The sequence below is a fragment of the Streptomyces sp. NPDC021749 genome (assembly GCF_040640655.1).
Lineage (GTDB): Bacteria > Actinomycetota > Actinomycetes > Streptomycetales > Streptomycetaceae > Streptomyces.
In genome coordinates this window covers 1-19076 of record NZ_JBFACE010000042.1, presented here as the reverse complement: position 1 = coordinate 19076, position 19076 = coordinate 1, and the positions used below count along the sequence as shown (strand labels likewise).

Here is a 19076-nt window from a genome sequence, read left to right as displayed (position 1 = left end):
CCGGCCGCCGGCCCAACCCACCACCGGAATATCCCCCGTCCCCACCTGGTTGTGGCCCCGCAGGGGGCCCTTGCATCCCCTAAGGGATCTGTTCGCCTGCCCCTAGGTGAGGTGTTCCCGGAACCAGGTGGTCGGCCAAGGCCCGACGCCGTCCACGCAGCCGGGGGGCGGTAACCGGCAGGCGGTGCCCCGCACCCGGTCGATGCGCGGCCCCGTACGCGGCCGGCCCGTGCGTGACCCGTGAGCGTCCGCCCGTACGCGTCCTTTGCGGGCCCGTTGTGTGGCCGTGCGGGGTGTGTGGCCGTGCGTGGCCGGGGAAGAGGGTGCGGATTGGGCCTATCGGGGGCCTTCCAGTATCCTGGCTCTTCGGTCGCGAGTATTTCCGCGATCTCTGCTGCCCGCATTTCCCAATGAAGGACGGGCGGCGCGAAAACCCCGTAGAAAGCAGGAAGCCATCAACGCCCGCCTCGACCACCGCGCCCCTCTCGTGTTCGACACGCGTGAGCTGGGCCGGCGTCCCGGTGCGCTCAAGAGGGTCTCCCGCTCCGTCGAGGCCCCCCGGGACCTCGGCAACGAGGTCATCGGTGTGCCCGAGGGCGCGCCGATCGAGCTCGACCTCCGCCTCGAATCGGTCATGGACGGAGTGCTCGTCACGGGCACCGCCCGTGCAACGGTCAAGGGGGAGTGCGTAAGGTGTCTGGAGCCGCTGGAGCGAGAGCTCGACAGCGACTTCCAGGAGTTGTTCGCCTACCCCGACGCCGATGCCCGGGTCCATGACAAGGACGCTGGCGACGACGCCGAGGACGAGGAGGACACCCTCTTCATCGAGGACGACCTGTTCGACCTCGAACCCGTGCTGCGCGATGCGGTGGTGCTCGCACTGCCGATGCAGCCGGTGTGCCAGGACGACTGCCCGGGCCTGTGCTCCGATTGCGGAGTGCGGCTCGCGGACGACCCGGACCACCACCACGACGCCGTCGACATCCGTTGGGCGGCACTGCAGGGACTCGCCGAAACCAGCAAGGACGGCGAGAAGGACAACGCACCCCGCGACGGCGGGGATGAACCTCAGGAGAAGTAGCCGTGGCTGTTCCGAAGCGGAAGATGTCGCGCAGCAACACGCGCCACCGCCGGTCGCAGTGGAAGGCTGCGGTCCCCACCCTGGTGGCGTGCGAGCGCTGCCACGAGCCCAAGCAGCAGCACATCGCGTGCCCCGCTTGCGGCACCTACAACAAGCGCCAGGTCCTCGAGGTCTGAGCGGCTGGTGACAGGCACTGTGTCTAGCCCCAAGAAGGCGGAAGACGCCCCTTCGGCATCCCGCAAGCGCGGGGAGGAAACGGCTCCTGCGGACACAGCCTCGTCCCACACGCTTCTGGAAGGGCGGCTCGGGTACCAGCTCGAGTCCGCCCTTCTGGTGCGTGCGCTGACGCACCGCTCGTACGCATACGAGAACGGCGGTCTGCCCACCAACGAGCGGCTGGAGTTCCTCGGGGACTCGGTGCTCGGCCTGGTGGTCACGGACACGCTGTACCGCATCCACCCCGACCTGCCCGAAGGCCAGCTGGCCAAGCTGCGGGCCGCGGTGGTCAACTCGCGTGCGCTCGCCGAGGTGGGGCGCGGCCTCGACCTCGGTGCCTTCATCCGCCTCGGACGCGGTGAAGAGGGCACGGGCGGCCGGGACAAGGCCTCCATCCTCGCCGACACGCTCGAAGCGGTGATCGGTGCGGTCTACCTCGACCAGGGTCTCGACGCGGCCGCCGAGCTGGTGCACCGGCTCTTCGACCCGCTCATCGAGAAGTCCTCCAGCCTGGGCGCGGGCCTGGACTGGAAGACCAGCCTCCAGGAACTCACCGCCACCGAGGGTCTCGGCGTCCCGGAGTACCTGGTCACCGAGACCGGCCCGGACCACGAGAAGACCTTTACTGCTGCCGCCCGCGTCGGTGGTGTCTCGTACGGCACCGGCACCGGCCGCAGCAAGAAGGAAGCCGAGCAGCAGGCGGCGGAGTCCGCGTGGCGCGCCATCCGTGCCGCGGCGGACGAGGCGGCCAAGGCGGCGGCTGCCGGCGACACCGCGTCGCCGTCCCCGGACGGTTCGGCTCCCACCACCGCCGACGACGGCTCGTCGTCGGCACACTGAAGCACCTCTCCTGACCCCGTCCGGGGCGACCGCGCGTCGCCCCGGACGGGGTCAGAAGTCTTTCCCGCCGTCGGAGCCTTTCTGACGAAGCCTCCGCGGTTCCACCCGCCCGTCGTCGTCCCGAGGAGTCCGCCGTGCCCGAGCTGCCCGAGGTCGAGGTCGTTCGCCGTGGCCTTGCGCGCTGGGTCGACGGCCGCACCATCGACGATGTCGAGGTGCGGCACCCGCGCGCGATCCGCCGCCACACGGCCGGGGCGGAGGACTTCGCGGCGCGCCTCACGGGTCTGCGGCTGGGGACCGCGCGGCGCCGCGGCAAGTACCTCTGGATCCCGGTGACCGGTGGCACCCCGGCCGCGCAGACCGCAGCCGAGGGCATCGCGCCGCTCGTCACCCCTGACGTGACCCACGGTCTGGCGGTCCTCGCCCATCTCGGCATGAGCGGCCAACTGCTGGTCCAGCCGCACGACGCACCGGACGAGAAGCACCTGCGCATCCGGTTGCGGTTCGCCGACGACCTGGGGACCGAGCTCCGCTTCGTCGACCAGCGGACCTTCGGGGGCCTGTCGTTGCACGACACCGTTCCCGGCGATCCCGACCACCTGCCCGACGTCATCGCGCACATCGCCCGCGATCCGCTCGATCCGGCCTTCGACGACGCCGCGTTCCACGAGGCGCTGCGCCGTCGCCGGACCACCGTCAAGCGGGCGCTGCTCGACCAGACGCTGATCAGCGGAGTGGGCAACATCTACGCCGACGAGGCGCTCTGGCGCAGCAAGCTGCACTACGACCGGCCGACCGCCACCTTCACCCGCCCGCGCACCGCCGAGCTGCTCGGGCACGTACGGGACGTGATGCGGGCCGCGCTGGCCGTCGGCGGCACCAGCTTCGACAGCCTCTACGTCAACGTCAACGGCGAGTCCGGCTACTTCGAGCGCTCGCTGGACGCCTACGGCCGCGAGGACGAGCCCTGCCGCCGCTGCGGTACGGCCATCCGCCGCCGGCCGTGGATGAACCGTTCCAGCTACTTCTGCCCGCGCTGCCAGCGGCCGCCGCGCGGCTGAACGGGTCCGCGGCGCACCGCGGGAGGACGGCGGTTCAGCGCGCGGCCTGCTCGGCGTCGTAGCGCTCCCGGGCCTGGATCACCTGTGGCATCCGGTCCTCCACCAGGTCGATCAGTTCCCGGAGTTGGCGGGCGACCTGGTGCCCCAGCGGGGTCAGTGCGTAGTCCACCCGCGGGGGGTTGGTCTGCTGTGCCTCGCGGTGCACCAGGCCGTCCCGCTCCAGCGCGTGCAGGGTCTGCGACAGCATCTTCTCGCTCACCCCGTCGACGCGGCGCCGCAGTTCGTTGAACCGGAACGTCCCGTCGAGCAGCGCGCCCAGGGTCAGGCTGCCCCAGCGGTCGGTGATGTGCTTGAGCGCGTCGCGGGAGGGGCAGTTGCGCGCGAACACGTCGTAGGCCAGGTCGTCCGGACAGCCGCCGGTGGCCTCCCCGTTCGCCCGGTCCGCGGTCTTCGTCGTCGCCATCCTCACACCATACTCCTCGTTAGCGCTAACCCATCGAGTGCGCTATCTGTGAGATGGCGCTATCTGTTGGGTTGCACTTTCGAAAAGTTAGTGCTTTCCTCGGTGCAGACGCCCCGACGACCACCGCCCGGGGCCCCGTCCCCAGAGGAGACCCCGTGACCACCCCTGCTCTGCCCGCTCCCGTCGTCTCGATCGCGTACCACTCCGGCTTCGGTCACACCGCCGTCCTGGCCGAGGCCGTCCGGGCCGGCGCCGCCGAGGCGGGCGCCACCGTCCACCTGATCAAGGTCGACGAGATCACCGAGGCCCAGTGGGAGCAGCTCGACGCCTCCGACGCGATCGTCTTCGGCTCGCCGACCTACATGGGGACCGCCTCCGGCGCGTTCCACGTCTTCGCCGAGGCGACCTCCGCACGCTGGGCGACCCGCGCCTGGCAGGACAAGCTCGCGGCGGGCTTCACCAACTCCGCCTCCAAGAGCGGCGACAAGCTGCACACCCTGCAGTTCTTCACGGTGCTCGCCGCTCAGCACGGCATGACCTGGGTCGGCCTCAACCTGCTCCCGGGCTGGAACTCCTCCACCGCGTCCGAGAACGACCTGAACCGGCTGGGCTTCTTCCTGGGTGCCGCCGCGCAGTCGAACAACGACCAGGGCCCCGAGGGCGTCCACAAGGCCGATGTCGCCACCGCCGAACACCTCGGCCGCCGCCTCGCCGAGCAGGCCCGGATCACCCTCGCGGGCCGCGCGGCACTGGCCGCCTGACCGGCACGGACGGGGGCATCGCCGTCGCGCGGGCCCGCCCGTCACGGTGCGTGAACGGCCTGCGCCCGGCACCGGCCCCAGGGCCTCTGACCACAGTCCGGTCAGAGGCCCTGCCCGCTTCCCAGCGCTCTCCGGGGGCCGCGGGCGCAGGTCAGGCGCGGGCCGGGCGCGGGCCGGAGGGCGAAGGCAGGTAGGGCCGGGTATCCCAGGAGTGGACGTCAGCGAGGGGCGTGCGAATTCGTCCAGAGGGAACCCATGCAGCAGGGACGGGCCGAGGCATCTTCGCCGGTGACGGGAGGCAGGCCATGACGGACTCCGGTGGCCTTCGGGAAGCGGTTGCCAGGGCCCTCGACGCCCTCGGCACGGGTGCGTACCTGGCGGACGAACAGGGCTCCATCGTCGCCGTCAACGCGCGCGGCGAACAGCTGCTGGGCCGTTCCGCCGCAAACCTGGTCGGCCAGGACGCCCACGACCTGCTGCACCGCACCAGCGCCGGTGAACCCGTGCCGAGGGCCCAGTGCCGGATAGGGGAGAGCGTCCTCGACGGTCGCACCGAGCAGGGGGGCGACGAGTGGCTTGAGCGTGGCGACGGCACGCTCCTGCCGGTGAAGTGGCTGGCAACCCCCTGCGACGTCGGTATCCACCCGTCGGCCACGCTCGTCCTCTTCCACTCCGCAGGACGCCCCGGACGACCCGCCCAGCGGCCACCGGCCGACGGACGGCTCTCCGAATGGGAACGGCTCGCCCTGCTCGCCGAGACGACCACCCTGCTCACCTCCACCCTGGACATCCACGAGGCGCTGCGCCGCCTGATCAAGCTCGTGGTGCCCCGCCTCGCCGACTGGGCCGTCATCGACCTGATCAGCGAGCAGGACGAAGTGTGGCGCTTCGCCGTCGCCCACGCCGAAGGCGGCACCGTGACGTTCCGGGAGGACCTCCAAGGGCCCATGCCGCCGGTGCCGCAGGAGTCCCCGATGCCCCTGTCCCGCGCCCTGCGCGGCGTGGCGTCCTCCCTCGCCGGCCCGGAGATCTACCAGGGACCGCCCGACTCCGGCATCGCGGTGGAGCAGCGGCGCCTGTTCGACGCGACCGGTATGCACTCGGCGATCGTGGTCCCCCTCCGCAGCCTGCACGACGTGCTGGGCGCCCTCACCCTCGGCCGCGCCGACCAGCCCGAGCGGTTCACCGCGACCGACACCGCCCTGCTGGAGGACATCGCCCGCCGCGCCAGCCTCGCCCTGGAGAACGCCCGCCTCTACCAGCGCCAGCGCAAGGTCGCCGAGACCATGCAGCGCCATCTGCTGCCGAAGCTGCCGCGTACGCCGGGCCTCAGCATGACCGCCCGCTATCTGCCCGCACCGGACGCCTCCCAAGTCGGTGGCGACTGGTACGACGCGTTCACCCTGCCGGACGGCGCCACCGCCCTCGCCGTCGGCGACGTCGTCGGCCACGACCTGGACGCGGCGGCCGGCATGGCCCAGCTGCGCAACATGCTCCGCGCGTACGCCCTGTCCCAGCAGAAGCCGCCGAGCAAGATCGTGGAATGGCTCGACCGGGCGACCCTGGACATCGCGGAGGTCTCCATGGCCACGCTGGTCTTCGCCCGCATGAGTGAGAACGACGCCGGCCGGTGCGAGCTGTCCTGGACCAACGCGGGCCACCCCCCTCCGCTCCTGGTCAGCCACGAGGGCGTGGCCCGCTACCTGACCGACGGCCACGGGGTCCTGCTGGGCGTCGCGCCCGAGCGGGCCCGCCCCGACGCGATGGTGGAGTTTCCGCCCGGGGCGACCCTGGTCCTCTACACGGACGGCCTGATCGAGTCCCCCGGTCACACCCTGGGCGACGGCCTGAACCACCTGCGCCGGCACGCCGCGTCCCTCGCCCACCGCCCCTTGGAATCCTTCACGGACCAGTTGCTGGCACGGGCGCGCCCACCGGACAACGACGACGACGTGGCCCTGCTGGCCGTGCGGTACGGACCGGGCTCGTTGCGACCCCGGCCGCACCTCGGCGGGCCTGCACCCACCTGATGCCGGCGGGTGCGCCCGTCCTCGTGCCGCGCTGTGACCTGTGGCTGTCTCAGAAGCCGAAGTCCTGGGTCCACCAGGGCCCGCCGGGGCCGAAGTGGGCGCCGACGCCGAGAGTCTTGTACTCGCAGTTGAGAATGTTGGCGCGGTGGCCCGGGCTGTGCATCCAGGTGTCCATGACGGCCTGGGCGGTGGCCTGGCCGCGGGCGATGTTCTCGCCGCCGAGGTCGCTGATGCCCTGGGCCTCGGCGCGGTCCCAGGGAGTGTGGCCGTCGGGGTCGGTGTGGTCGAAGAAGCCGCGGCGGGCCATGTCGTCGCTGAACCGCTGGGCGAGGGAGGCCAGTTCCGGGTCGGCGGTCAGCGGGGAGCAGCCGGCCCGGGACCGTTCCTGGTTGACCAGGGCCAGTACCTGGGCCTCGGCCGACGACTCGCTGCCGGTGCCGGCGGAGACGGACGCGGTGGGGTGCGGGGCCGCGGACGCGGAGCCGGACGGGTGGCCGGTGGGTGCGGCGGAGCCGGGCGAATCGGCCTTTCGGGTGGGGGATTTGGCGGGGCGGTGCGGCGCGGGGGAGGTCGTCGGGGTGGTCGGGCCGGTGCTGCCGGGGACCGCGGCGCGGGAGCTGCCGCGGCTGGCCGGGAGGGTGGCGCGATCGGTGGGGGACGCCGAGAGGGCGCCCTGCGGTGCGGTGGTCTCCGGCAGGGCGCGGGCCCGTACCCGCTCGCCGGGCCCGTCGCCCGTACCGCCGTCGAACTGGCCGCCGCCCGGTATCAGTCCGGAGGCGACCGCCACGGCCCCCATCGCCACCGCCGCGGAGGCGCCGAGCAGGCCGGTGCGCACCGGTGCCGCACCGCGGGCGCGCGCCGCCCGGTGCGAACGGTGCCGCGGCGGGCCGTCCGGTGCGGCTGCCGGCATCGCTGCCGTCGGGGCGTCAACAGACCGTGGGCCGGGGGCTGCCGGCGTGGGATTCGCAAGACGACGATGGCGGCCCATCCGGTGTCTTCCTTCCGTCCTCAGCGTCAACTCGCTCACCCGTAAGGGTGAGCTTCGCTGTCGGGGGACTGTACGCCATGACGCAAGGGACCGAAGTGTCCGTTGAGCAATTGGCCGGTTAACGTGCACACATGGAAGAAGAGGTGCGGGTGACCGCATGGGTACGGGGGCGCGTGCAGGGTGTGGGGTTCCGCTGGTTCACCCGTGCGAACGCCCTGCGAATCGGTGAACTCAGCGGATTCGCGAGCAATCTGGAGGACGGCCGCGTCCAGGTGGTCGCCGAGGGCCCGAAGGACCGCTGCGAGCAGTTGCTCGACTGGCTGCGGACCGGGGACACGCCCGGACGAGTGGCCGGAGTCACTGAGATATGGGCCACGCCCCGGGGCGGCTACGACGGCTTCGAGATCCGCTGAAAGGGGCCGCGGAAGCCGGCCGTACGGCCGTTATCCGCGATCTTCGCAGTGCGGCGTCGTCAGCTGCTTACGGGAGATAAGCGCTGGTGGTTGCCAACTCGGCCGACCCGTGCAAGGCTGCCGCTGTACGGATGATCTCCACGCCCCCGCGGGACCTTTCTGGGGAGTCGGCGCAGCGCCCTCGCGGCCGCGCACTCTCAGGTGCCCGAGGATACGGGGCGTGATCGTGTTGACCGTCCAACCGTTTGGTGAGACTCTGGAATCCCCGCGCACCTTAGCTGTTTGGCATTGAGTACACCAGAGAATGACAAGCTGCGGGTGCGAATCCCTCACGACCCAACCGCTTCGGTCGGTCACTCATTGTGGAGGACCATCCATCATGGCAAAGGCGCTTCTCGGTTACGTCGGCGGCTCCGACCCCCGAGTCCTCTCCGAGATGCGACGGCTTCAGCAGCGCGTCCAAGACCTTGAATCCGAGCTTATCCGGATGCAGGCCGAAAACGACATGCTGTCCGCTGCCGCACGTCGCGACGACTCGATGCTCGACATCGACGTACCCCAGGCGGAGCCCGCGCTCACCTGACCCCACAGGGGCCGGTAGGGCTGCTTGCCAGCCGCTTGAGGCACCGCTCTCTACAAGATCTGCAAGGGACGCTTCGGCGTCCCTTCGTCGTTTCCCGGCTCGACGTCCGTCTGCCCGGTCGTCCGGCGCTTCTTGAGTGCCCGGTCGTGTACCCGACACTTCCCGCGATGGTTACCGTCCGCGTGATGGATACCGTCCGCGATCAATGCGGCCCGTGATCGATTACGGCCTCTCCGGCCGGGCCGCCCCTCCCTTACCGCATGATGTGCCCTTCGCTTTCCGCGGTGAAACCGAAAATGAACGGCGCGGTATCCCCCGGTGCCCGTGGCCCGCACCGGGGGCGGGGCCGGCGGCGGAATGTTGGGGCAGTCCGTCAAGGGGCGGCCGGTAGAGTCCAACGGCGTGCACCTCAAAAGTCTGACCCTGCGAGGCTTCAAGTCCTTCGCCTCCGCCACGACACTCCGGTTCGAACCGGGAATCACCTGTGTCGTGGGCCCCAATGGTTCCGGCAAGTCCAATGTCGTGGACGCGCTGTCCTGGGTCATGGGTGAGCAGGGCGCGAAGTCGCTGCGCGGCGGGAAGATGGAGGACGTCATCTTCGCCGGGACGACCGGGCGGCCGCCGCTCGGCCGGGCCGAGGTCTCGCTCACGATCGACAACTCCGACGGTGCACTGCCGATCGAGTACGCCGAAGTCACCCTGACCCGGATCATGTTCCGCAATGGCGGGAGCGAGTACCAGATCAACGGGGACACCTGCCGGCTGCTCGATATCCAGGAATTGCTCTCCGATTCCGGTATCGGCCGGGAGATGCACGTCATCGTCGGACAGGGCCAGCTCGATTCCGTTCTGCACGCCGATCCGATGGGCCGCCGGGCCTTCATCGAAGAGGCGGCCGGCGTTCTCAAGCACCGCAAGCGCAAGGAAAAGGCGCTGCGAAAGCTGGAGGCGATGAAGGCCAATCTCGCCCGCGTCCAGGACCTGACCGACGAGCTGCGGCGGCAGCTCAAACCGCTCGGGCGGCAGGCCGCGGTCGCCCGGCGCGCCGCCGTCATCCAGGCCGATCTGCGGGACGCCCGGCTGCGGCTGCTCGCCGACGATCTCGTCACGCAGCGTGCCGCGCTGCGGGCGGAGATCGCGGACGAGGCGGCGCTCAAGGAGCGCAAGCAGGCCGCCGAGGAGCGGCTGCGCACCGCCCAGCGCCGGGAGGCGGCCCTGGAGGAGGAGGTCCGTACCCTCACCCCGCGGGTCCAGCGCGCCCAGCAGACCTGGTACGAGCTGTCGCAGCTCGCCGAGCGGGTGCGCGGCACGATCTCGCTGGCCGAGGCGCGGGTCAAGAGCGCCACCGCGGCCCCGCCCGAGGAGCGGACCGGGCGCGACCCGGACGACATGGAGCGGGAAGCGGCCCGGATCCGCGAGCAGGAGGCGGAGTTGGCGGCCGCGCTGGAGGCGGCGACCCGGGCGCTGGAGGACACCGTCGAACACCGTGCCGCGCTGGAGCGGCAGTTGGCGGACGAGGAGCGGCGGCTGCGGGACGTGGCCCGGGCCATCGCCGACCGCCGCGAGGGCCTGGCCCGGCTCAGCGGTCAGGTCACCGCGGCCCGCGGCCGGGCCGCTTCGGCCCAGGCGGAGATCGGCCGGCTCGCCGAGGCCAGGGACGACGCCCGGCAGCGGGCGGCCGCGGCCCAGGAGGAGTACGAGCAGCTCAAGGCCGAGGTCGTGGGGCTGGACGCGGACGACGAGGAGAGCACCGCCCGGCACGAGGCGGCCCGCCGGGAGCTGTCCGAGGCGGATGCCGCACTGACCGCCGCCCGGGAGGCGCTGACCACGGCCGAGCGCAAGCGCGCCGCGACCGCCGCCCGGCACGACGCGCTCGCCCTCGGACTGCGCCGCAAGGACGGCACCGGCGCCCTGCTGGCCGCGTCCGAGCAGCTCACCGGGGTGCTCGGACCGGCCGCCGAGCTGCTGACCGTCACCCCCGGCTTCGAGGTCCCGGTGGCCGCCGCGCTCGGTGCGGCGGCGGACGCGGTCGCGGTCAGCGACCCGGCCACCGCCGCCGACGCCATCCGGCTGCTGCGCAAGCAGGACGCCGGGCGGGCGGCGATGGTGCTGGGGACCGGTGGAACGGTCCCCGCGCAGGGCGGGGCCGGGGACGCCGCCGCGGCCGCCGTGCACCGGGTGCCCGGACCGCGCGCGGAGCCCGTACCGGCCGGTCAACTGGTCCAGGGGCCACCGGAGTTGACGGCCGCGGTGGCCCGGCTGCTGCGGGACGTCGTGGTCGTCGGGACGCTGGAGGACGCCGAGGACCTGGTGGCCGGGCGCCCGGAGCTGCTGGCCGTGACCGGTGAGGGCGATCTGCTCGGGGCGCACTTCGCGCACGGCGGCTCGGCCGGTGCGCCGAGCCTGCTGGAGGTGCAGGCCTCCGTCGACGAGGCGGCCGCCGAGCTGGAGGCGCTGGCGGCGCGCTGTGAGCGGCTGGCCGGGGAGCAGCGGGCCGCGGAGGCGCGGCGGGCGGAGTGCGCCGCGCTGGTCGAGGAGCTGGCCGAGCGGCGGCAGGCCGCTGACCGGGAGAAATCCAAGGTCGCCGGGGACCTGGGGCGGCTCGGCGGGCAGGCCCGGGCGGCCGCCGGTGAGGCCGAGCGGGCCACCGCGGCGGCCGCCCGGGCGGAGGAGGCGCTGGTCCGGGCCACCGAGGAGGCCGAGGAGCTGGCCGAGCGGCTGGCGGTGGCCGAGGAGGAGCCGGGCGTCGGCGACGAGGAGCCCGACACCTCCGTACGGGACCGGCTGGCGGCGGACGGGGCCAACGCCCGGCAGACCGAGATGGAAGCCCGGCTCCAGGCGCGTACGCACGAGGAGCGGGTCAAGGCGCTGGCCGGGCGGGCGGACGCGCTGGACCGGGGGGCCCGCGCGGAGCGGGAGGCGCGGGCGCGGGCCGAGCGGCGGCGCGCCCGGCTGCGGCACGAGGCGGCGGTGGCCGGGGCGGTGGCCTCCGGGGCGCGGCAGCTGCTGGCGCACGTCGAGGTGTCGGTGGTCCGGGCCGACGAGGAACGGGCCGCCGCGGAACGGTCCAAGGCCGAGCGTGAACAGGCGCTGGTGGCCGAACGCAACGCGGCCCGGGACCTGAAGTCCGAGCTGGACAAGCTGACCGATTCGGTGCACCGGGGCGAGGTGCTCGGTGCCGAGAAGCGGCTGCGGATCGAGCAGCTGGAGTCCCGGGCGCTGGAGGAGCTGGGGGTGGAGCCGGCCGCGCTGGTGGCCGAGTACGGGCCGGACCAGCCCGTGCCGCCGTCGCCGCCGGCGGAGGGCGAGACGCTGCCGGAGGACCCGGAGCATCCCCGCAACCAGCCGGTGCCCTATGTACGGGCCGAGCAGGAGAAGCGGCTGCGGGCCGCCGAGCGGGCGTATCAGCAGCTCGGGAAGGTGAACCCGCTGGCGCTGGAGGAGTTCGCGGCGCTGGAGGAGCGGCACCGGTTCCTCAGCGAACAGCTTGAAGACTTGAAGAAGACCCGGGCCGACCTGTTGCGGGTGGTCAAGGAGGTCGACGAGCGGGTGGAGCAGGTCTTCACCGAGGCGTACCACGACACCGCCCGGGAGTTCGAGGGCGTCTTCGCGCGGCTCTTCCCCGGGGGCGAGGGGCGGCTGGTGCTCACCGACCCGGACGACATGCTGGCGACCGGCGTGGACGTCGAGGCCCGGCCGCCGGGCAAGAAGGTCAAGCGGCTGTCGCTGCTGTCCGGCGGCGAGCGGTCACTGACCGCGGTCGCGCTGCTGGTGTCCATCTTCAAGGCGCGGCCCAGCCCGTTCTACGTCATGGACGAGGTCGAGGCGGCGCTGGACGACACCAATCTCCAGCGGCTGATCCGGATCATGGAGGAGCTGCAGGAGAGCTCCCAGCTCATCGTGATCACGCACCAGAAGCGCACGATGGAGGTCGCGGACGCCCTGTACGGGGTATCCATGCAAGGGGACGGCGTGTCGAAGGTCATCAGCCAGCGGCTGCATTGATCGCAGCCAGTGTCCGACGCGGCATCAGTTCCTGATCAATTCACAAGTTGAATGAACCGTCCCCCGAACCGCGGGGAAACAAATCCATCTCGGCCTATTGACTTCGAAACTTGAAGGCATAGTCTCTGCAACGTTGCTTTTACCTTCAAGTGGTGGGTACCCCCAACCTATGCACCACTAGAAGTGCCAGCCCCCTACGCCCGGCAGCGCAGCCGGGCCACTGGAGTTCACGTTGACCAGCACCGCGCAGCCGACGGTTCCGGAAGGCCGCAAGGCCCACCCCGACCACCTCGGCCATGTCATCTTCATCACCGCGGCTGCCGCGATGGGCGGCTTTCTCTTCGGATACGACAGCTCCGTGATCAACGGCGCCGTCGAGGCGATCCGCAGCCGCTACGACGTCGGGTCCGCCGTCCTGGCCCAGGTGATCGCCGTTGCCCTGATCGGCTGCGCGGTCGGAGCCGCCACCGCCGGCCGGATCGCCGACCGCATAGGACGCATCCGGGTGATGCAGATCGCCTCGGTGCTGTTCACGGTCAGCGCCGTGGGGTCCGCCCTGCCGTTCGCGCTGTGGGACCTCGCCCTCTGGCGGATCATCGGCGGCTTCGCCATCGGTATGGCCTCGGTCATCGGCCCGGCCTACATCGCCGAGGTCTCGCCGCCCGCCTACCGCGGCCGTCTCGGCTCCTTCCAGCAGGCTGCCATCGTCGTCGGCATCGCCGTCTCCCAGCTCGTCAACTGGGGCATTCTCAACCTCGCCGACGGCAAGCAGCGCGGCACCATCGCCGGCCTGGAAGCCTGGCAGTGGATGCTCGGCGTGATGGTCATCCCGGCCGTCCTCTACGGCCTGCTCTCCTTCGCGATCCCCGAGTCGCCGCGCTACCTGATCTCCATCGGCAAGGTCTCCCGGGCCAAGGAGGTCCTGACCGAGGTCGAGGGCCACACCGTCAACCTCGACACCCGGATCACCGAGATCCAGGACGCGATGCGCCGCGAGCACAAGTCGAGCTTCCGGGACCTGCTCGGCAGCAAGATGGGCTTCCTGCCGATCGTCTGGGTCGGCATCGGCCTCTCGGTCTTCCAGCAGCTGGTCGGCATCAACGTGGCGTTCTACTACTCCTCGACGCTGTGGCAGTCCGTCGGCATCAACCCCGAGAGCTCGTTCTTCTACAGCTTCACCACGTCGATCATCAACATCATCGGCACCGTGATCGCGATGATCTTCGTCGACAAGATCGGCCGCCGCCCGCTGGCACTGATCGGCTCGGTCGGTATGGCCGTCTCGCTCGGCCTGGAGGCCTGGGCCTTCTCCGCCAAGACCGCGGCGGGCACCCTGCCGTCCACCGAAGGCACCGTGGCCCTGATCGCCGCCCACGTCTTCGTGCTCTTCTTCGCCCTCTCCTGGGGCGTGGTGGTCTGGGTCTTCCTCGGCGAGATGTTCCCGAACAAGATCCGCGCCGCCGCGCTGGGCGTCGCCGCCTCCGCCCAGTGGATCGCCAACTGGGCCATCACGGCCAGCTTCCCGAGCCTGTCCGACTGGAACCTCTCGGGTACGTACGTGATCTACATGATCTTCGCCCTGCTCTCGATCCCCTTCGTGCTCAAGTTCGTGAAGGAGACGAAGGGCAAGGCGTTGGAGGAGATGGGCTAACACCCCCGCCAGCCCACTCCTCAGTGCAAGCTGATGCCCCGGACCGACAGGCGGTCCGGGGCATCAGCTTTTCCGTTCCCGGGCGCGGTACGGAACGCCCGCCGGTACGCCGCCGGTGTGGTGTGCAGGGCCTGGGGGAAACGGCGCCGCAGGGAGGTCGCCGAGGACAGGCCCACCCGCACCGCGACCGCCTGGACGGGCAGGGGGCGGTGGGGCATGCAAGGGGGCCTGGGGTCCCGCAGGGGCCCGTAGGGGAAGGTCGAACAGATCCCGTAGGGGGTGCGAGGTCCCCTTGCGGGCCTCAACTCGACGGGCGGGGGAGGCATTCCCGACGCTGCATGACGCGACGTACGGCATGACGCGACATACCGCACACGCAACGTACGGCACGACGCGACGTACTGCGCGACGTTACGTACTGCACGACGCGACGTACGGTCGAACGGCAACGCCCGCCCCCACTGGCCCCTCACCCAACCACCCACGGGAGGGGGCAGACCGGAGGACGAAGTCTGTAGGGCTGTCACCGCACCCGAAAACACCACGCCCGCCGCCAGGCGCCACAGCGATCAACAACCGCGGCGGGACAGCCAGCTACGTACGCGGCCCCGCACAGCGGGAACGGCGAGCAACCCCCAAGGCGCCGCAGCCGAGTACGTGGGCAGATGCGCCTACGGGGTGAGCCGCGTCAGCACCCGCTCCGCGAACAGATGCAGCGACCGCCACCCCTCATCCACCGGCATCCCTCCGCACAGCGGATGCAGGATCAACGAGCCCTCGGCACCGCCGGGTTGGGCCAGGGCGAGGCACTCGTCCGGGGTGACGACCCGATAGACGCCCTCCTTGCGGAGTGCCTCCGCGTCCGTCGCCGACGAACGCACCGCGGACCGGACGCCCGCGGACTGCCAGGACGCGTACGTCCGCGCCTCGTGCAGCAGATGGCCGCCGTACTCGGCCCAGGTGCGGTCCGGGTCCTCGGAGACGTGCAGCAGACAGGTCCGTTCGGGCGGCTGCAGCACCCAGCCCTCGGTGCCGTGGACGGCGCGCTGCTCGTGGTAGTACGCCTCCAGCCCGGGCAGGCGGGCACTGGGGAAGAACGGGAGCCCCAGCCGGGCGGCGCGCCGGGCCGCTGCCCGGGAGCTGCCGCCGACCAGCAGCAGCGGGTGCGGCCGGGTGAACGGCCGCGGGGTGACCCGCACCGTACGCCCCCGGTAGGTGAACGGTTCCCCGGACCAGGCGGACAGCAGGGTGCCGAGCACCTCGTCCTGGAGCGCGCCGCGGCCGGCCCAGTCCTTGCCGTGGGCCGCGTACTCCTCGGGCCGGTAGCCGATGCCCGCGACGGTGACCAGCCGGCCGCCGCTGAGCAGGTCGAGCGAGGCGAGGTCCTCGGCCAGCCGGAGCGGGTCGTGCAGCGGGGTGATCAGCGCGGAGATGGTCACACCGATGCGGCGGGTGGCGCCGAACACGGCGCCCGCGAAGGTGAGCGGGGACGGCATCCAGCCGTTGCCGGTGGCGTGGTGCTCCTCGGTCTGGACCATGGTGATGCCGCGGTCGTCGGCGAAGGCGGCCATCTCGACGGCGGCCCGGTAGCGGGCGGCGAGGGAGGCGGTGGTGGGCGCCGGGTCGACGAGGTTGATGCGCAGGACCGTGACGGGCCGGGCGGGCGGTGCGGTCGGCGCGGGCCGGGCACCGGATGCGGTGTCGGGCGCGGTATCGGATGCGGTACCGGACAGTGCCCCGGACATGGAAACGCCCCCTTCGCCAAGGACGGTTGGCGAAGGGGACGTTAGCTGACGTGGTGTCAGGTGACCAGAGGGCGGGACCGTTCCCGCGGCCCGGCGTCGGGCTCGGGGCTCAGCGCACCTCGACCGGCTGACGGGTCTCGGCCGACGCCTCGGCACCGGCCGCCGGGGCGGACTCCTTCGCCGCCGGAAGGACCGCGAAGACCACCGCGGCGATCGCGATCGTGGCCGCCCAGCCCAGGCCGTTCTCGCCGATCCAGGTCGTGGCCAGCGGGCCGGTGAACCACTGGACCTTGGTGAAGCACAGGCCCGCGACCAGCGCCACCGTCCAGGCGGTCATGGCCTGCCAGCAGAAGCCGCCGGCGTACCAGTAGCGGCTGGTGCGGCCGGTGTCCATCAGGCCGGCGGCGTCGTAGCGCACCGCGAGCTTGCGGCGGCGGAACATGTCGACGCCGTAGACCCCGATCCAGGCGGAGAAGGAGACCGCGAGCAGCGTCAGGAAGGCGATGAACTGCCCGATGAAGTCCTTGGCCACCAGCATCATGAACAGCCCGCCGATCAGGCTGATGGCGGCGTTGATGCTGACCGCCAGGGCGCGGGGCAGCTTGACGCCCATGGTCTGCGCGGTGAAGCCGGCCGAGTACATCGACAGGCTGTTGATCAGCATCATGCCGACCAGCGCGGTGATCAGGTACGGGATCGCGATGGCCCGGGGCAGGACCTGGCCGAGGAAGGACATCGGGTCGGTGTTCTGGCTGGCCAGCTCCGGGTTGGAGACCGCCATCACGCCGCCCATGAGCACCATCGGGACCAGCACCAGTGCCGCGCCGGAGATCGTCGTGCCGACGATCTTCTTGCCGGAGGCGGAGTGCGGGAGGTAGCGGGCGAAGTCCGGACCGGTGGGGACCCAGCTGATGCCGCCGGCGGCGATGGTGCCGATGCCCGCGATCATCAGGGTGGTCGAGCCGGGCGACTTGTGCAGGATCGAGCTCCACGGCGCGGTGGCGACCAGGTAGACCAGCACGACCACACTGATCGCGCTGAACAGGTACGTCGAGTACTTGTTGCACACGTTCAGCGCCTTGCGGCCCATGCCGGACACCAGGAACGTGCAGGCGACGAAGGCCAGCAGGGTCACGACGACGAGGACGTTGTTGGCCTCGATGCCGAACACCAGGTGCAGCACGGTCAGGATCGCGTACGCGCCGGTGACCGCGTTGATCGTCTCCCAGCCGAAGCGGGCGACCCACAGGATCGCGCCCGGGAAGTAGTTGCCGCGCACGCCGAAGGCGGCCCGCGACAGCATGGCGCCCGGGGCACCGCCCCACTTGCCGGAGACCGACAGCAGCCCGACCATGCCGAACGAGACGGCGGAGGCGATCGCGGCGACGATCAACACCTGCCAGAAGTTCAGGCCGTTGGTGATCACCAGCGAGGCCCCCATGGTGAGCAACAACACGCTGATGTTGGCGGCGACCCAGGTCGGGAACAGCTCGCGGACGCGCCCGCGGCGCTCGTGGTCCGGGACGGGTTCGATGCCGCGGGTCTCGACGGCGCCTTCGGATTCGGGACAGGACGTGGACGTGGTGCTGGTGCCCATAGGTGCAGCTATCTCCGTGCGGGGGATCTCGGGGCACCCCCGGGGGAGGAGGTGCAGGCAGCGGCAGTGGTACCTGGCCGGAGTTTGTGATTGCCAGGACTCTACGCGCGTTGCGCGGCCGTCCACCATCGTACTTTGATCCAACTTCTGCCACTCTGCACCGTTGGATCCCTCAACGAGCACGAGTGTGACCCACACTCGTCGAAGGGGCCAGTCGGGCCCCGGCGACCAGGTCCCGGACCGGTCCGGGCCGGAGCCGGGATGCGGCGCGTGCGGCCCCCGCCGACGGGGCGTGGCTGATACTGGAGGGGTTATGGAATACGTCATCCTTGCTGTAGTCATCGCCGTGGTCGTGCTCGGCGCGATCAGCGGGCTCGTCGTCAGCGGCCGCAAGAAGAAGCAGCTGCCGCCGCCCCCGCCGGCCACCCCCCAGCCCACCGTCACCGCGCCCCCCGCCGAACCGCACGTCGGCGAGGAGGCCGAAGCCCCCGGCGACGAAGAACGTCGCACCATCGAGGACGTCACGCTGCCCACCGCCGAGGCCCCCGCGGCCGAGGCACCGGCCGCCGAGCCCGAGGCGCCCGCCGCGCCCGCCGTCGAGGTCCCCGAGCCCACCGCCGGCCGACTGGTCCGGCTGCGCGCCCGGCTCTCCCGGTCCCAGAACACCCTCGGCAAGGGCCTGCTGAACCTGCTCTCCCGCGAGCACCTCGACGAGGAGACCTGGGAGGAGATCGAGGACACCCTCCTCACCGCCGACGTCGGTGTCGCCCCCACCCAGGAGCTCGTCGAGCGGCTGCGTGAGCGGGTCAAGGTCCTCGGCACCCGCACCCCCGACGACCTGCGCGAACTCCTCCGCGAGGAGCTGCTCACGCTGATCGGCCCGGACCTCGACCGGACCGTCCACACCGCCAACGGCATCGGCAACGGCGGCGACGAGATCCCCGGCGTCGTGATGGTCGTCGGCGTCAACGGCACCGGCAAGACCACCACCACCGGCAAGCTCGCCCGCGTCCTGGTCGCCGACGGCAAGTCCGTCGTCCTCGGCGCCGCCGACACCTTCCGCGCCGCCGCCGCCGACCAGCTGCAGACCTGGGGCGAGCGGGTCGGCGCCCGCACGGTCCGCGGCCCCGAGGCCGGCGACCCCGCCTCCGTCGCCTACGACGCGGTCAAGGAAGGCATCGCCGAGTCCGCCGACGTCGTGCTGATCGACACCGCCGGCCGGCTGCACACCAAGACCGGTCTGATGGACGAGCTCGGCAAGGTCAAGCGGGTCGTCGAGAAGCACGGCCCGGTCGGCGAGGTGCTGCTCGTCCTCGACGCCACCACCGGCCAGAACGGCCTGGTCCAGGCCCGGGTCTTCGCCGAGGTCGTGGACATCACCGGCGTGGTCCTCACCAAGCTCGACGGCACCGCCAAGGGCGGCATCATCATCGCCGTCCAGCGCGAACTGGGCGTCCCGGTCAAGCTGGTCGGCCTGGGCGAGGGCGCGGACGACCTGGCGCCGTTCGAGCCGAAGGCGTTCGTGGATGCGCTTATCGGCGACTAGCTGTATTGCCCTGTGAGGTTGGGGACGCGGCTGGCGGGTGGTTGGCCGTTGAGCGCGGTGTGTCCGCGGTGGTGATTGTAGGTGTGCAGCCATTCG

General features: G+C 71.5%; 15 protein-coding genes and 2 pseudogenes. 11 read left to right on the top strand and 6 right to left on the bottom strand.

Translation table 11 applies throughout. The annotated features are described in order from the left end of the window. Positions 1–487 precede the first annotated feature (487 nt). From AB0G35_RS30610 to mutM, 4 genes are all read left to right on the top strand, one after another. The gene (locus tag AB0G35_RS30610) at positions 488–1081 is read left to right on the top strand and encodes a YceD family protein (RefSeq protein WP_360956207.1); all 594 of its coding nucleotides are present in this window, start codon (positions 488–490) and stop codon (positions 1079–1081) included. 2 nt (positions 1082–1083) lie between these two features. Next, positions 1084–1257 (top strand): 50S ribosomal protein L32, encoded by a 174-nt coding sequence (gene rpmF / locus AB0G35_RS30605; RefSeq protein WP_028802425.1) that lies wholly within the window; start codon positions 1084–1086, stop codon positions 1255–1257. Between the two features lie 7 nt (positions 1258–1264). Further along, a complete protein-coding gene (rnc, locus tag AB0G35_RS30600; protein WP_360956205.1) occupies positions 1265–2137 on the top strand; it encodes a ribonuclease III in 873 nt (290 codons plus the stop codon). Positions 2138–2271: 134 nt separating this feature from the next. After that, on the top strand, positions 2272–3198 hold the full coding sequence (gene mutM / locus AB0G35_RS30595; protein WP_360956203.1) for a bifunctional DNA-formamidopyrimidine glycosylase/DNA-(apurinic or apyrimidinic site) lyase: 927 nt from the start codon (positions 2272–2274) through the stop codon (positions 3196–3198). 34 nt (positions 3199–3232) lie between these two features. Here mutM and AB0G35_RS30590 read toward each other — a convergent pair whose 3' ends face one another. Beyond that, positions 3233–3661: a helix-turn-helix domain-containing protein gene (locus AB0G35_RS30590; RefSeq protein ID WP_360956201.1), complete on the bottom strand. Its 429-nt coding sequence runs from the start codon at positions 3659–3661 to the stop codon at positions 3233–3235. Between the two features lie 170 nt (positions 3662–3831). Here AB0G35_RS30590 and AB0G35_RS30585 point away from each other — a divergent pair, with 170 nt between their 5' ends. Together AB0G35_RS30585 and AB0G35_RS30580 are read left to right on the top strand one after the other, a co-directional pair. Further along, complete coding sequence (locus tag AB0G35_RS30585) at positions 3832–4422, top strand: flavodoxin family protein (protein WP_360956276.1); 591 nt, start codon at positions 3832–3834, stop codon at positions 4420–4422. A 305-nt stretch (positions 4423–4727) separates the two neighbouring features. Then, positions 4728–6452 carry a SpoIIE family protein phosphatase gene (locus AB0G35_RS30580; RefSeq protein WP_360956199.1) on the top strand — a complete coding sequence of 575 codons (1725 nt, stop codon included), beginning with the start codon at positions 4728–4730 and terminating at the stop codon, positions 6450–6452. A gap of 49 nt (positions 6453–6501) precedes the next feature. On the opposite strand, the gene AB0G35_RS30575 is transcribed toward AB0G35_RS30580, so the two are convergent. After that, positions 6502–7362 (bottom strand): CAP domain-containing protein, encoded by an 861-nt coding sequence (locus tag AB0G35_RS30575; protein WP_360956197.1) that lies wholly within the window; start codon positions 7360–7362, stop codon positions 6502–6504. Between the two features lie 209 nt (positions 7363–7571). On the opposite strand from AB0G35_RS30575, the gene AB0G35_RS30570 reads away from it, so the two are divergent. The 4 genes from AB0G35_RS30570 to AB0G35_RS30555 all read left to right on the top strand — a co-directional run bounded on the left by AB0G35_RS30570 (position 7572) and on the right by AB0G35_RS30555 (position 14092). After that, entirely contained in the window at positions 7572–7853 is a 282-nt protein-coding gene (locus tag AB0G35_RS30570; protein WP_360956195.1) for an acylphosphatase, read from the top strand. Between the two features lie 379 nt (positions 7854–8232). Further along, complete coding sequence (locus tag AB0G35_RS30565; protein ID WP_006602857.1) at positions 8233–8436, top strand: hypothetical protein; 204 nt, start codon at positions 8233–8235, stop codon at positions 8434–8436. A 402-nt stretch (positions 8437–8838) separates the two neighbouring features. Further along, positions 8839–12441, top strand: coding sequence for a chromosome segregation protein SMC (gene smc, locus AB0G35_RS30560; RefSeq protein WP_360956193.1), 3603 nt, complete (start codon positions 8839–8841; stop codon positions 12439–12441). Positions 12442–12673: 232 nt separating this feature from the next. Next, positions 12674–14092: a sugar porter family MFS transporter gene (locus AB0G35_RS30555; RefSeq protein ID WP_360956191.1), complete on the top strand. Its 1419-nt coding sequence runs from the start codon at positions 12674–12676 to the stop codon at positions 14090–14092. A 20-nt stretch (positions 14093–14112) separates the two neighbouring features. Here the strand turns inward: AB0G35_RS30555 and AB0G35_RS30550 are convergent. The 3 genes and pseudogenes from AB0G35_RS30550 to AB0G35_RS30540 form a co-directional block, all read right to left on the bottom strand. Further along, positions 14113–14295: pseudogene (locus AB0G35_RS30550) on the bottom strand (hypothetical protein); the annotation flags it as partial. 468 nt (positions 14296–14763) lie between these two features. After that, a complete protein-coding gene (locus tag AB0G35_RS30545; RefSeq protein WP_360956189.1) occupies positions 14764–15837 on the bottom strand; it encodes an LLM class flavin-dependent oxidoreductase in 1074 nt (357 codons plus the stop codon). 109 nt (positions 15838–15946) lie between these two features. Then, entirely contained in the window at positions 15947–17434 is a 1488-nt protein-coding gene (locus AB0G35_RS30540) for a cytosine permease (protein WP_360956187.1), read from the bottom strand. Between the two features lie 313 nt (positions 17435–17747). On the opposite strand from AB0G35_RS30540, the gene ftsY reads away from it, so the two are divergent. Beyond that, entirely contained in the window at positions 17748–18980 is a 1233-nt protein-coding gene (ftsY, locus tag AB0G35_RS30535) for a signal recognition particle-docking protein FtsY (RefSeq protein ID WP_360956185.1), read from the top strand. Here ftsY and AB0G35_RS30530 read toward each other — a convergent pair. Further along, positions 18977–19076 (bottom strand): annotated as a pseudogene (locus tag AB0G35_RS30530) (IS481 family transposase); the annotation flags it as partial. The gene ftsY and the pseudogene AB0G35_RS30530 sit on opposite strands and share 4 nt — an antisense overlap.

Coding starts and splice junctions, on each gene's coding strand:
- AB0G35_RS30590 (WP_360956201.1), bottom strand. CDS start 3,661: ATGGCGACGACGAAGACCGCGGACCGGGCGAACGGGGAGGCCACCGGC.
- AB0G35_RS30580 (WP_360956199.1), top strand. CDS start 4,728: ATGACGGACTCCGGTGGCCTTCGGGAAGCGGTTGCCAGGGCCCTCGAC.
- AB0G35_RS30575 (WP_360956197.1), bottom strand. CDS start 7,362: ATGCCGGCAGCCGCACCGGACGGCCCGCCGCGGCACCGTTCGCACCGG.
- AB0G35_RS30570 (WP_360956195.1), top strand. CDS start 7,572: ATGGAAGAAGAGGTGCGGGTGACCGCATGGGTACGGGGGCGCGTGCAG.
- AB0G35_RS30565 (WP_006602857.1), top strand. CDS start 8,233: ATGGCAAAGGCGCTTCTCGGTTACGTCGGCGGCTCCGACCCCCGAGTC.
- AB0G35_RS30545 (WP_360956189.1), bottom strand. CDS start 15,837: ATGTCCGGGGCACTGTCCGGTACCGCATCCGATACCGCGCCCGACACC.
- AB0G35_RS30540 (WP_360956187.1), bottom strand. CDS start 17,434: ATGGGCACCAGCACCACGTCCACGTCCTGTCCCGAATCCGAAGGCGCC.
- ftsY (WP_360956185.1), top strand. CDS start 17,748: ATGGAATACGTCATCCTTGCTGTAGTCATCGCCGTGGTCGTGCTCGGC.